We start from the raw sequence: 13,804 nt of genomic DNA, 5'->3' as shown, positions 1-13,804 counted from the left end.
AACAGACTTTTTGTATATTGGTAAGAAAGGAAGCTTTGTCCCAAAGGAGGAATCACCTTGCTAAGAGACTTTTTCAGCAAGAAAAAAAGATACGCATCCATACCTAGCCAAGAAGCGAGGCAGGATGTACCCGAAGGTTTGATGCAGAAATGCCCAAACTGTCAAAAGATCTTCTACAGAAAAGAATTGAACAGAAATATGAATGTTTGCCCTCATTGTGACCATCATCATCGTCTTAGCGCGTATGAACGCATCCAGCATTTGTTCGATGAGGAATCCTTTGTGGAGTGGGACAAGCATATGATTTCAAATAATCCTTTACACTTCCCTGAGTATGAAGAGAAATTAGAAAAAGACCGACACAAATCAGACTTAAATGAAGCAGTCGTGACAGGAAAAGCGAAAATGAGTGGTATGGAGACAGCTGTAGCTGTTATGGACTCAAGGTTCCGCATGGGGAGTATGGGGTCAGTGGTTGGAGAGAAGATTACCAATGCCATTGAAGAGGCAAGAAAGGAAAAAATCCCATTTATTATCTTCACGGCATCAGGAGGCGCTCGTATGCAGGAAGGCGTCCTAAGCCTGATGCAAATGGGGAAAACCTCAGTGGCGCTTCAGCGATTACATGCAGGCGGAGGCCTTTTCATATCTGTAATGACCCACCCTACAACTGGTGGTGTATCCGCAAGTTTTGCATCTCTTGGAGACTATAACTTTGCAGAGCCCGGTGCACTTATCGGGTTTGCTGGCCGGAGAATTATTGAGCAGACCATCCGTGAAAAGCTGCCGCAAGATTTCCAAACTGCTGAATTTTTATTAGAGCATGGTCAACTTGACCGCGTTGTCCACCGCCATGATATGAGAAAGACATTGACAACAGTACTTGATCTTCACACAGGAGGAGGTGATCGAACATGAAGCATGTCCTTGAATTTGAAAAACCTGTAATTGAATTAAGAGAAAAAATTGCTGATCTGAAAAAACTCACAGAGAATAGTGAAATGGATTTAAGTGATGAAATCATTACACTGGAGAAACGGTTGGAAAAGCTAGAAACCGATGTGTATGACAGGATGGCACCATGGGACCGTGTTCAAATGGCTAGGCATCCAGAAAGACCAACGACTTTAGATTATATTGAACATCTTTTTACAGATTTCCTGGAGCTTCATGGGGATCGTAACTTTGGAGATGACTCAGCTATCATTTCAGGGATTGCGAAGTTTAAGAATCAACCTGTGACTGTGGTTGGTCATCAAAGAGGAAAAGATACAAAAGAAAATATACGACGTAATTTCGGCATGCCACATCCTGAAGGTTATAGGAAAGCCCTTCGATTGATGAAGCAGGCGGAGAAATTCCAGAGGCCGATCATCACCTTCATAGATACGAAAGGGGCCTATCCAGGGAAAGCAGCAGAAGAAAGAGGTCAAAGTGAAGCTATTGCAAGAAACTTGATGGAAATGGCGGGGCTTACCGTTCCGATTATTTGTATCGTCATTGGAGAAGGTGGTAGTGGAGGAGCTTTAGGTCTTGGTATCGGCGACAGAATTTATATGCTTGAAAACTCTACCTATTCCGTGATATCTCCAGAAGGGGCTTCATCTATTCTATGGAAAGACGCTGGTTTGGCTCAGGAAGCGGCTGAATCCATGAAGATCACCTCCTATGATTTGAAGAAATTAAACATCATCGACGGGGTAGTACCAGAGGTAAGAGGAGGAGCGCACAGGGATATCCAAACCCAAGCATTCGAAATTGAAAAAGTTATTAAACAATCCTTGGATGAATTAAGCATACTTAAAACAGAAGATTTATTAGAACAACGGTTCGTCAAATATAAAAATATTGGCGATTACACGTATCTTGATTTATAATAAGAGGGTTGAAGTAAAATATGTCCGTAAATGAAAGGTCGCACTTTAGTGCGGCTTTTCGCATCTTAACAGGATGGTAACGTTATCATTGATGGGTGGTTGTTGAAGTTTTTATTAATTGTATAGACTAGAGGATAGGCTATACTTCTGAAATGGACGGAAGTTTCAATTCATCTATGGTTGGGGACAACATAACTAGAAAACTTTTGAGGTGATGAGAATGAAGAAAATTGGAGTACTTACTAGCGGAGGGGACGCCCCGGGTATGAACGCAGCGATCCGGTCAGTCGTCCGTAAAGCCATTTACCACGGAGTGGAAGTTTATGGGATTAAATATGGTTACCAGGGTTTGATTGAGGGTGACATTGAAAAGATGGAGCTTGGATCTGTTGGGGATATCATTCAACGGGGGGGTACGAAACTTTATTCGGCTCGAAGTGAAGAGTTCAAAACAGAAGAAGGTCAATTAAAAGGGATCGAACAGATGAAAAAACATGGGATTGAAGGCTTGATAGCCATTGGTGGTGATGGTACCTTTATGGGGGCTAAAAAAATTACGGAAAAAGGATACCCATGTATCGGTGTACCAGGAACTATCGATAACGATATTCCTGGAACTGATTTCACAATAGGCTTCGATACCGCCTTGAATACCATTACAGATGCGATTGATAAAATCCGGGACACAGCTACATCTCATGAACGTACTTTTATCATAGAAGTTATGGGCCGTGATGCGGGGGATCTAGCCCTATGGGCAGGACTTGCGGACGGTGCAGAAAGTATTATGATACCTGAAGCACAAGATGACTTTGAAGATATTATTGAGCGTTTAAAGAGAGGCCATGATCGTGGCAAAAAACACAGTATCATCATTGTAGCTGAAGGTGTCGGCAGTGGTGTAGACCTTGGGCGCAAAATCGATGAAGCTGCAGGCCTAGAATCGCGGGTAACTGTCCTAGGACATACACAGCGTGGCGGGTCACCTAGTGCAGCTGACCGTGTATTGGCAAGTCGTCTTGGTGCATACGCTGTCTCCTTGTTGTTAAACGGGAAGGCTGGTCGTATGGTAGGTATACAACAAAACCAAATGGTTGATCATGATATTGTGGAAATCTTGAATACCAAACACTCGATTGACCTTGATATGTATCGTCTTTCCAAAGAATTATCTATATAATGTAAGAGGCATTTGAGGAGGAAATAAAATGTTTAGAAAAACTAAAATCGTAAGTACAATCGGACCTGCTTCTGAGTCTGTAGAAAAATTAACTCAGCTTATTGAAGCAGGAATGAATGTAACACGCTTAAATTTCTCACATGGAGATTTTGAGGAGCATGGAGCAAGAATCAAAAATATTCGTGAAGCATCGAAAGCAACTGGGAAGACTGTGGCTGTTCTTTTAGATACGAAAGGACCGGAAATCCGCACAGGTACACTGAAAGACGGAGAAGTTTATTTGGAAAAAGGGTCCACGGCTTACGTGACAATGGAAGATATTGAAGGAGATGCTGAACGCTTCTCTGTCACATATCCTGGTCTGATCAATGATGTTCATCCTGGGTCAAAAATTTTATTGGATGATGGTCTTGTAGAACTTCAAGTAGATGAAATCCATAAAGAAAACAATGAAATTAAGACAACTGTATTGAACAATGGCCCTTTAAAAAATAAAAAGGGAGTAAATGTTCCGAACGTAAGTGTAAACTTGCCGGGAATTACCGAAAAAGATGCAAAGGATATTGAATTTGGAATTGAGCAAGGTGTAGATTTCATTGCTGCTTCCTTTGTGCGTCGTGCTTCTGATGTTCTTGAAATAAAAGAGCTATTGGAAAAACATAAGGCTAATCACATCCAGATCATTCCTAAAATTGAAAATCAAGAAGGTGTCGACAACATTGACGAGATTCTTGAAGTCAGTGATGGCTTAATGGTTGCTCGTGGAGATCTAGGGGTAGAAATTCCAGCTGAGGATGTGCCTCTTGTTCAAAAACGCTTGATTCGTAAGTGTAACGAGGCCGGAAAACCTGTAATAACAGCAACTCAAATGCTCGATTCAATGCAGCGTAACCCACGTCCGACTCGTGCAGAAGCATCAGATGTTGCCAATGCGATCTTTGATGGAACAGATGCTATTATGCTTTCTGGTGAAACGGCTGCAGGAGATTATCCTGTGGAAGCAGTTCAAACTATGCACAATATAGCCAGTAAAACAGAGACAGGTTTAAACCACATGGGGCTTTTGCAAGAGCGTACAAAGCATAGTGATATGACGATTACAGATGCCATCAGCCAATCGGTAACTCATACCGCTATCAACTTGAATGCAGCGGCGATTGTTACACCAACGGAGAGTGGTCATACCGCCCGTATGATTTCAAAATATCGACCAAAAGCTCCAATTGTTGCTATCACTTCTGACGAAGAAGTAAATCGTAAGCTATCCCTTGTGTGGGGTGTGTATGCTGTAATGGGACCACGTGCGTATTCTACCGATGATATGCTTGATGTTGCTGTTGAACGCAGTCTTGCATCGGGTCTTGCCATTCGAGGAGATCGCGTTGTGATCACAGGTGGGGTACCTGTAGGTGAAAGTGGCACAACCAACCTTATGAAAGTCCATGTGATTGGAGATGTCCTTGTAAAAGGACAAGGGGTTGGCCAGAAGAGTGCGTATGGTCGTGCTATTGTGGCTAAAAATGCCCAAGAAGCCATTGACCGTGTAGAAGAAGGCGATATCCTTGTCACACAAGGTACGGATCGTGACATGATGCCAGCTATCGAAAAGGCTGCCGGAATCGTTACACTTGAAGGTGGTCTTACTTCCCACGCAGCGGTTGTTGGATTGAGCCTTGGGATCCCAGTAATTGTTGGAGTAAATGATGCTCTTGATCTTATCAAAGATGAAACAGACATCACAATTGATAGTTCACGTGGTGACATTTATGAAGGACATGCGAGTGTATTGTAAAGGAATATTGTAGAAAGAAAGGCAGGGGAGGATACTTCTCTGCCTTTTCTTTTTATTCAGTTCTAAGAAGGTGTATACTAGAGGAAATGGAAAGAAGGGAAGATTCTATGTTTCGTTGGTTATTGCTTTTTATTTTAGTAGTACCAGCTCTAGAGATAGGTGTGCTTATATGGACTGGGAATTTGATTGGTCCATTATGGGTGATTCTTTTAATTATTTTGACAGGAGTCATCGGTGCTTGGTTAGCAAAGAAACAAGGATTAGAGACCATAAGAAATTTCCAACAATCGGTGCAATTTGGTCAGATGCCTCAAGATACGCTATTGGATGGCGCTTGTATTTTAGTAGGAGGAGCAGTTTTGCTTACCCCTGGTTTTATTACAGATGCCATTGGTTTCCTTTTGCTGCTTCCTGCTACAAGGTTCCCTATTAAACACTTCTTGAGAAATGCTATTCAAAGAGCGATGCAAAAAGGAACGATAACCATTTACCGGAAATAAACCTACTTGATACTAGAAGCTCAGAGGAAAATACCCTCTGAGCTTTATTAGGGCTGATTACTTATTATTTACCGGAAATAAACGTCCACACTTCATGTGTCACCCCGGTTTTATTCAATGTTTGAATGATCATGAGAGCAATTGGGCTAATAATCATTCCAAGTCCACCGAAAATTTGGAACCCGAGGAAGAGGCTCATAAGTAATGTTATTGGAGGCACGCCAAAGTGATCGGCGAGCAACTTAGGTTCAAGGGACTGTCTTGTGAGCAAAACGATCATATAAAGGATTGATAGACTAATGGTCATCATAAATTCCCCACTTAAAAACTGATATAAAATCCAAGGTAGAAAAATGATCCCTGTCCCTACATAAGGGATAAAATCGACAAGAGCGGCAAGGAATGTTATGGTCAAAGGGTGGGGAGCTTGGATTAAATGCAAACCTATCCCGATAATCGTGGTAGATATAAGGACGAGGGTGCATTGTGCTCGGATTAATCCTTTCAGTGTACGAAGAAGCTCATTTCGAAATACATGGATTCTTTTGGAAACGGAATGAGGAAAGCTTTTTTGGAAAAATCCCAGGATTCGTTCCCAGTCCTTACATATAAAAAAGGTTGCGAGCAGTGTTATAAACATAGAAGTAAAAGAGGCAGGTAGTCCTGCAAGAAATGTGCCTAAACTTTCAAACCAACGATTCAATACAGAGATTCCCGTCTCACTGAACCTCTCTTGCGCCAACTGCATATATTCATCCAAAGATTGTTGCTGATCTAAGCTCAAACGGCTGGTTAATGATTCTATCTTCGCGGATAAAGGGCTAATGAGATTCATGAATTCATTAGATATATAATTTGTTAAGCGTGAAAAATACCCAGGGATATCAGAACCTAAAAATTGTATCCCTCTAATTAATTCTGCCAAAAGCAGGGTCATGAGAGAACCCAATAACCCCCCGAAAATTAAAAGTACGAGCAGAATGGATACTGTCCTTGGCAAATGTAACCGACGGTCCAGGAGTAATATGAATGGCTGGAGCATGACTGAAAATACTAAAGCAATAACAAAGGGCTGAAGATAAACCCATGAAAAGAATGATAAAAGTATAATACCAGTCAGGATTACAAGGATGTAGGCAGCACGCAAGCCTACTTGTAATATCTGGTTTTCCATTTTGCTGCCCCCTTATTTGATGTGAATTTCTATTATTAAAGCATCTAAGCACTTATTCTCTGATCTAAGAACTTTTGAACGACGGGAGTACTTTCGATAAAATCCACCAAAATTAAACGGTTTCAATTCACATTCTCTTCAGAATACTTTATAATTGTCTGTGGGGTAGTTTTCCTATATAGGTACTAAGCAAAAAGTAAAGCGTTTTCTTGTCGGAATGGACGAGAACTGATGGAATTCTTTGAAAGGGAGAGATTGTATGTCATCATCAACTAAAGGTCTTGAAGGAATTACAGCAACTGAATCATCCATAAGTTCAATTATTGACGACAAACTGACATATGTCGGTTATGACATCGATGATCTAGCGGATAATTCCAGCTTTGAAGAGGTTGTTTATCTTCTCTGGAATCAGAAGTTACCAAATAAGGAAGAATTGGATGCATTTAAGTCTGAGCTTATATCTAATATGGATATTCCGACTGAGGTTGTCGATCATCTGAAATCTTATGATCTATCAACGGTACATCCTATGGCAGCTTTGCGTACAGCAGTTTCCATGCTGGGACTCTTTGATCCTGAATCTGATGTTATGGAAGAAGAAGCTAATAAGCGGAAAGCCCTCCGCCTGCAGGCGAAAATTCCTACTGTCGTAACGGCGTTTGCACGTATTCGCAAGGGCCAAGAACCTGTTTCGCCAAAAAAGGAATTAAGTTTCGCAGGAAATTTCCTTTACATGTTGAATGGGAAAGATCCAGAAAACCTTGAAGTGGAAGCTTTTAATAAAGCGCTTGTCCTACATGCCGATCATGAATTGAATGCTTCTACATTTACAGCACGGGTTTGTGTTGCCACACTTTCCGATGTTTACTCAGGGATAACGGCTGCCATCGGAGCACTAAAAGGCCCGCTACATGGTGGTGCAAATGAACGTGTGATGAAGATGCTTACTGAGATCGGAAGCGTTGAGAACGCTGTTCCAGCGATCGAAAAGAAACTGGAAAACAAAGAGAAAATCATGGGAATGGGTCACCGTGTCTATCGTTCCGGCGATCCACGTGCGAAGCACTTAAAAGAAATGTCCCGTGAATTGACAAAATTGACAGGTCACTCCAAGTACTATGAAATGTCTATTAAAATCGAGGATTATATCAAGGAAAACAAAGGTCTACCGGCCAACGTTGATTTCTATTCCGCTTCTGTTTATCACAGCCTTGGAATCGATCACGATATTTTCACACCGATTTTTGCGGTTTCACGAGTATCCGGATGGCTTGCGCATATACTTGAGCAATACTCCAACAACCGTCTGATTCGTCCACGTGCTGAATATGTAGGTCCGAGAGGGCAAAGCTACACACCAATCGAAGATAGATAAACTGAGAGACCAGTTCACTGGTAAAACTCACTTTTTATTCGTTCTATTTTAACGTATGATAGAAGAGGATGATCCATCCCTATTTCATACAAAATATTAGGAGGGTTTATTTTGACACAAGCAGAAAAAATCACAGTAGAACAAAACGGAACACTAAACGTACCAGAACGTCCAGTGATTCCTTTCATCGAAGGTGACGGAATCGGTCCTGATATTTGGGCAGCCGCAAGCCGTGTGATTGAGGCAGCGGTTGATAAGGCATACAATGGTGAGAAATCTATTGAGTGGAAGGAAGTCCTGGCTGGCCAAAAAGCTTATGACCAAACAGGTGAATGGCTACCAGCTGAAACGCTTGATACAATCAGAGATTACAAAATTGCGATTAAAGGACCCCTGACAACACCAATCGGCGGAGGTATTCGTTCCTTGAATGTAGCTCTACGTCAAGAACTGGATTTGTTTACATGCCTGCGTCCAGTCCGTTATTTCGAAGGTGTACCTTCTCCAGTTAAGCGTCCAGAAGATACAGACATGGCGATTTTCCGTGAAAATACAGAGGATATTTATGCTGGTATCGAATGGCAAAAAGGAACACCAGAAGTGAAGAAAGTCATCGATTTCCTTCAAAATGAAATGGGTGTACATAACATTCGTTTTCCTGAAACTTCCGGAATCGGAATAAAGCCAGTTTCCGAAGAAGGTACAAAGCGACTCGTTCGTGCAGCAATTGATTATGCATTAAACGAAGGACGTAAGAATGTCACGCTTGTACACAAAGGGAATATAATGAAGTTTACGGAAGGATCCTTCAAATCTTGGGGCTATGAAGTGGCTGAAGAAGAATACGGTGATAAAGTATTCACATGGGCTGAGTACGATCGTATTGTTGAGAAAGACGGCAAAGATGCAGCCAACAAAGCTCAGGATGCTGCTGAAGCAGAAGGGAAAATTATCGTTAAAGATGCTATTGCAGATATTTTCCTTCAACAGATTCTTACTCGTCCAAAAGAGTTCGATGTTGTTGCAACAATGAACCTAAATGGTGACTACATTTCTGATGCATTGGCTGCTCAAGTAGGTGGAATCGGTATCGCTCCTGGTGCTAACATTAATTTCGAAACAGGACATGCCATTTTTGAAGCTACCCACGGTACGGCACCTAAATATGCTGGTCTTGATAAAGTAAATCCGTCTTCTGTTATTCTTTCCGGTGTACTTATGCTAGAACATCTCGGATGGAGAGAAGCTGCTGACTTAATTACGAAGTCTATGGACAAAACGATTGGAAGCAAAGTCGTTACTTATGATTTCGCACGTATGATGGAAGGTGCAACAGAAGTGAAATGTTCAGAGTTCGGTGATCAACTGATTAAAAATATGGAGTAATCAGATAGGGAAAGGGGATCATTATGGCTATTCGTAGAAGCAAAATATCAGTAATCGGTGCTGGCTTTACTGGTGCTACGACAGCACTTATGCTCGCACAAAAAGAGCTAGGAGATGTTGTCTTAGTTGATATTCCTGATATGGAAGATCCGACGAAAGGGAAAGCATTAGATATGTTGGAGGCAAGCCCTGTGCAAGGTTTCGATGCTAAAGTTACAGGAACCTCTGACTATGCAGATACGAAAGATTCAGACCTTGTCATCATCACTGCAGGAATTGCACGAAAGCCAGGCATGAGTCGTGATGATCTAGTTAATACCAACTCTAAAATTATGAAGAATGTGACGAAAGAAATTGTTAAAAACTCTCCAGATTGCTTTATCGTTGTTTTGACTAACCCTGTTGACGCCATGACTTATTCCGTATTTCAGGAAGCCGGGTTACCAAAGAACCGGGTAATTGGGCAGTCTGGAGTACTGGATACAGCTCGCTTCCGTACATTTGTTGCTGAAGAGCTAAACGTATCTATCAAAGATGTTACTGGATTTGTTTTAGGAGGCCATGGTGATGACATGGTGCCATTAACACGATATTCTTTTGCAGGCGGCATTCCATTGGAAACATTGATCTCCAAAGAACGACTGAATGCTATTGTTGAACGAACTCGTAAGGGTGGCGGAGAAATTGTAGGGCTTCTTGGTAACGGAAGTGCTTATTATGCTCCTGCTGCTTCCTTGGTACAGATGGCGGAAGCTATTCTTAAAGATCAGCGTCGTATTCTTCCATCGATCGCCTACTTAGAAGGGGAATACGGTTATGATGGTATTTATCTAGGAGTACCGACGATTCTTGGAGGAAATGGAATTGAAGAAGTAATAGAACTGGAATTGACAGAAGATGAAAAGCAACAGCTGGATAAATCAGCTGATTCTGTAAAAAATGTTCTAAATGTACTAAAATAAAGATTAGGGATTCGGGGTAAACCCTCGGGTCCCTTTTTTTACCTTACCTTAAGTTTTAATCTTTTTAGTAGATTTTTATGTGGGACTTTGAGGGGTTGATCGGTATGTATGAACATCCAGCCTTCCGGAAAATGATGGTTAGTGAATCAGATTATCATAGTCAACACCAGCGTTTAACTTGACTTGTTCTAAAAAGAAAACGTTTACAAGGAGTGGGAATATGCTAGGTAAAAAGAGAAAACTCGGGAAAAAAATAAATGATTTACAAACAGGAGAGAAGTTCACGAAATCATTTACTATTGAAGACCGGGATTTGCTTATATATTTAGGTCTGACAGATGATGCCAACCCTCTTTATATTCAACATGATTATGCTTCACAGACCCCCTTTAAGCGGCCAGTCGTTCCAACAGTTATGATTGTTGGCATGGTCTCGTCGATGATCTCTATGCACCTTCCCGGGCCAGGGAGTCACATCACCCAACAGAACCTGCAGTATCCTAAACCACTTTATCATTATGCCGAGGTTCGTTTTCATCTAGAAATAGTAGATATAAATAAGAAAGATCACTATATTCAACTAGAAGTGCAAGGTTATGATGGAGAAGGAGAAGAAGTTGTTAAAGGAAATCTGATCGTACAGCCTCCTTATGAGCCTGATTCAATGAATGCAATTTCCTTAGAGAACTTTTATTAATGATCCATGATATGGTGAAGTTTAAATATGGATGTTCAATCGTCTGAATTAAATGAATCGCTTATAAAACAGCCGCTTGAAGGAAGCGGCTGTTTTCCTTTGCCCTAATGCTCCCTTCCTGCAGCTATCGGATTCATAGTTTTTTACATGGATGAAGAAACGTTTAATGCTCTATATTAAGATTAAGTAAAGATTGTTAAGATCTGTATTCAAATTGTAAGCTTCATTGTATGATGAAGTTAACTTGTACCAGAGGTGATGGCATTGGAACAAAGAATCTTAATCGTAGACGATGAAGAATCGATTGTAACTTTACTAAAATATAATATTGAACAGGCAGGATACGAAACAGAAGTAGCCTATACAGGGACAGATGCTTTAGAGAAAGCATCGAAAGGGTCATTTGATTTGATTGTACTGGATGTCATGCTTCCAGGAATGGACGGGATGGAAGTCTGTAAGCAACTTAGGCAGAAACAAGTAAATACCCCTGTCCTTATGCTTACGGCTAAAGATGAAGAATTTGATAAAGTGTTGGGCTTGGAGCTTGGAGCTGACGATTACTTAACCAAACCTTTCAGCCCAAGAGAGGTTGTCGCGAGAATAAAAGCGATATTAAGAAGAATGGTTCGTGAACCAGTGGAAACAAATAGTCAACTCCAAATAGCTGAACTTTCTATTTATCCTGAACAGTATGAAGCGACTATAAAAGGAGAATCTTTAACATTCACACCGAAAGAATTTGAACTGCTCTTATACCTCGCGCAAAATTTGGGACGTGTTCTTTCAAGAGACCAACTTTTAAGTGCCGTATGGAATTATGACTTTGCAGGAGATACAAGAATTGTTGATGTACATGTGAGCCATTTACGTGAAAAGATTGAACCGGATACTAAAAAGCCTGTGTATATTAAAACGATTCGTGGGCTCGGATATAAAATGGAGGCGCCTCAATAAATGTCGTCAAATACCAGACCATTGATGACCTATGCGGTTCTCGTGATCACGGTTATGCTCGGATTAGGAATCATTCTAGCCCAGTTGACACGGGGGTATTTTATCAACATTTTCGAACAGCGCGTTGAGTTAGAAAGTCAATATTTTATTACGTATTTGGAAAAGTTCACAGAAGATCGGGAAGTCAGCCAGGAAGAGTTATATAATTTCAGTCAACAACTAAATACAGGAATGATTTTTATCTCTGATTCCGGAGAGAAAGTTATTGATACAGTGGAAATGGTCCCGGTCATTACAGGAGAAGAGAAGCAAGAGGTCATTTCAAGGGTGGAGGTTCGTACATCACAGGCTGGTGAAGGGCAGCTGATTGATAATATTTTTTATTATCCTGTAAGTACGCAGTTAGAGGAGATTGAAGGGACACTCATCTTGCTATCCCCCGTTGATCCTTTAGCGAACATTACGAAGAACATCTGGCTGTTAATTGGATTCACTTTACTTCTGGGGCTTCTGGTTATTTTCTTTATAGGTTTTAATGTTTTCTCAAAATATATCCGTCCGATTCGATCTGCAGCTAATGTAGCTACTGAATTAGCTAGGGGAAATTATAATGCAAGAACATATGAAGGCCATTTCGGAGAAGCTGGACAACTAAGCCAATCTATAAATATCCTTGCAAGGAACCTTCAGGAGATGACAACTACCAAAGGGATGCAGGAGAACCAATTAGAAGCGGTCATTAATAATATGGGAAACGGATTAGTCCTTATTGATGAGAAAGGATACATTCTTTTAATAAATCGTGCTTTTCTGGAAACATTCAAGGGAAAACAAGGTGATTTCATCGGACATTTGTATCATGATGCTATCCCTTACACAAAGTTGCATGATACAGTACAAAAGGTTTATATGTTTGAGGAAACAGTAAGAGAGTCTTTTGTACTGCCTATGAATATTGATCGAAAACATATAGAAGTCACAGGGGCTCCAATTTTCAGTGAAGATCGAAAATGGAAAGGAGTAGTCCTTGTTTTTCATGATATTTCAGACCTCAAGCAATTGGAGCAGATGAGAAAAGACTTTGTGGCCAACGTCTCTCATGAATTGAAGACCCCCATTACTTCCATACGTGGTTTCTCGGAGACTTTGTTGGACGGGGCCATGAAAGATGAAAAAATGCTGGAACAGTTTTTAGGAATCATCTTGAAAGAGAGTGGAAGATTACAATCGTTAATACAAGATCTGTTGGAGTTGTCGAAGCTTGAGAGGGAAGATTTCTTATTGAACATAGAAAAAGTAGGTGTACAGCGTTTATTAAAAGATTTATTGCCAATTGTGAGGCAGCATGCTGAACAAAAAGAGGTGGAACTCCACTTATTTGTAGAGGGAGATACTTTTATTCAGGGTGACTCGAGCCGTTTGAAACAAGTATTTATGAATTTACTTACGAACGCAATCAATTATACAGGGGGGGAAGGAGAAGTTTTATTAGAGTTTAGAGAAGAAAAAGATTCTGTGGTTATAAGTGTGTCTGATAATGGAGTAGGTATTCCTCAAGAGGAAATTTCGCGTATTTTTGAAAGGTTCTATCGAGTGGATAAGGCTAGAAGCAGGAATTCTGGAGGGACAGGGTTAGGTCTGGCTATTGTTAAACATATTGTGGAAGCCCATCACGGAACAATCCGGGTGGAGAGTGTTGTCGGGCAAGGGACGACGTTTTACGTAGAGCTTCCTAAAGAGTTTACAGAAAATTAATACTTCATTAAATCATAATTAACAATTATTAGATAAAATACCTTTGAAACCCTTTCATCCAAGGTGTTTTCTCTTTTGGCAGAAGTTTCCCAGCTTCTGTCTTTTTTTATGTTTTCTATTCTATCTATATGAACTTGGCTACATTT

General features: G+C 40.8%; 12 protein-coding genes. 11 read left to right on the top strand and 1 reads right to left on the bottom strand.

What is annotated here, in order from left to right; all coding sequences use genetic code 11:
* The first annotated feature begins 57 nt into the window (after nucleotides 1-57).
* The 5 genes from accD (at nucleotide 58) to BLW54_RS16390 (ending at nucleotide 5,349) form a co-directional block, all read left to right on the top strand.
* Nucleotides 58-918 carry an acetyl-CoA carboxylase, carboxyltransferase subunit beta gene (gene accD, locus BLW54_RS16410; protein ID WP_074735937.1) on the top strand — a complete coding sequence of 287 codons (861 nt, stop codon included), beginning with the start codon at nucleotides 58-60 and terminating at the stop codon, nucleotides 916-918.
* The gene (gene accA, locus BLW54_RS16405; protein WP_074735934.1) at nucleotides 915-1,877 is read left to right on the top strand and encodes an acetyl-CoA carboxylase carboxyl transferase subunit alpha; all 963 of its coding nucleotides are present in this window, start codon (nucleotides 915-917) and stop codon (nucleotides 1,875-1,877) included. The genes accD and accA overlap by 4 nt, the downstream gene beginning before the upstream one ends.
* 220 nt (nucleotides 1,878-2,097) lie before the next feature.
* Entirely contained in the window at nucleotides 2,098-3,057 is a 960-nt protein-coding gene (pfkA, locus tag BLW54_RS16400; protein ID WP_035509615.1) for a 6-phosphofructokinase, read from the top strand.
* A gap of 28 nt (nucleotides 3,058-3,085) precedes the next feature.
* Nucleotides 3,086-4,849, top strand: a complete 1,764-nt coding sequence (pyk, locus tag BLW54_RS16395) for a pyruvate kinase (protein ID WP_035509614.1) — start codon at nucleotides 3,086-3,088, stop codon at nucleotides 4,847-4,849.
* A gap of 107 nt (nucleotides 4,850-4,956) precedes the next feature.
* The gene (locus tag BLW54_RS16390) at nucleotides 4,957-5,349 is read left to right on the top strand and encodes an FxsA family protein (protein WP_035509838.1); all 393 of its coding nucleotides are present in this window, start codon (nucleotides 4,957-4,959) and stop codon (nucleotides 5,347-5,349) included.
* 64 nt (nucleotides 5,350-5,413) lie between these two features.
* On the opposite strand, the gene ytvI is transcribed toward BLW54_RS16390, so the two are convergent.
* Nucleotides 5,414-6,523, bottom strand: a complete 1,110-nt coding sequence (ytvI, locus tag BLW54_RS16385; RefSeq protein WP_074735931.1) for a sporulation integral membrane protein YtvI — start codon at nucleotides 6,521-6,523, stop codon at nucleotides 5,414-5,416.
* 259 nt (nucleotides 6,524-6,782) lie between these two features.
* Between ytvI and citZ the strand changes: the two genes are divergently transcribed.
* The 6 genes from citZ (at nucleotide 6,783) to pnpS (ending at nucleotide 13,658) form a co-directional block, all read left to right on the top strand.
* Nucleotides 6,783-7,901 carry a citrate synthase gene (gene citZ, locus BLW54_RS16380; RefSeq protein ID WP_035509611.1) on the top strand — a complete coding sequence of 373 codons (1,119 nt, stop codon included), beginning with the start codon at nucleotides 6,783-6,785 and terminating at the stop codon, nucleotides 7,899-7,901.
* A 111-nt stretch (nucleotides 7,902-8,012) separates the two neighbouring features.
* Complete coding sequence (gene icd / locus BLW54_RS16375; RefSeq protein ID WP_035509609.1) at nucleotides 8,013-9,287, top strand: NADP-dependent isocitrate dehydrogenase; 1,275 nt, start codon at nucleotides 8,013-8,015, stop codon at nucleotides 9,285-9,287.
* Between the two features lie 23 nt (nucleotides 9,288-9,310).
* Nucleotides 9,311-10,249, top strand: a complete 939-nt coding sequence (gene mdh, locus BLW54_RS16370) for a malate dehydrogenase (RefSeq protein WP_074735929.1) — start codon at nucleotides 9,311-9,313, stop codon at nucleotides 10,247-10,249.
* 220 nt (nucleotides 10,250-10,469) lie between these two features.
* Nucleotides 10,470-10,946 carry a MaoC family dehydratase gene (locus tag BLW54_RS16365; protein WP_074735926.1) on the top strand — a complete coding sequence of 159 codons (477 nt, stop codon included), beginning with the start codon at nucleotides 10,470-10,472 and terminating at the stop codon, nucleotides 10,944-10,946.
* Nucleotides 10,947-11,210: 264 nt separating this feature from the next.
* Nucleotides 11,211-11,903 (top strand): response regulator transcription factor, encoded by a 693-nt coding sequence (locus BLW54_RS16360; RefSeq protein WP_035509604.1) that lies wholly within the window; start codon nucleotides 11,211-11,213, stop codon nucleotides 11,901-11,903.
* Nucleotides 11,904-13,658 carry a two-component system histidine kinase PnpS gene (gene pnpS, locus BLW54_RS16355; protein WP_074735923.1) on the top strand — a complete coding sequence of 585 codons (1,755 nt, stop codon included), beginning with the start codon at nucleotides 11,904-11,906 and terminating at the stop codon, nucleotides 13,656-13,658.
* Nucleotides 13,659-13,804 lie beyond the last annotated feature (146 nt).

Origin of the sequence: Halobacillus karajensis, assembly GCF_900108515.1 — a bacterium.
GTDB lineage: Bacteria > Bacillota > Bacilli > Bacillales > Halobacillaceae > Halobacillus > Halobacillus karajensis.
Note: the sequence above shows the minus strand (reverse complement) of the source record. Positions and strands in the feature narration are given on the sequence as shown.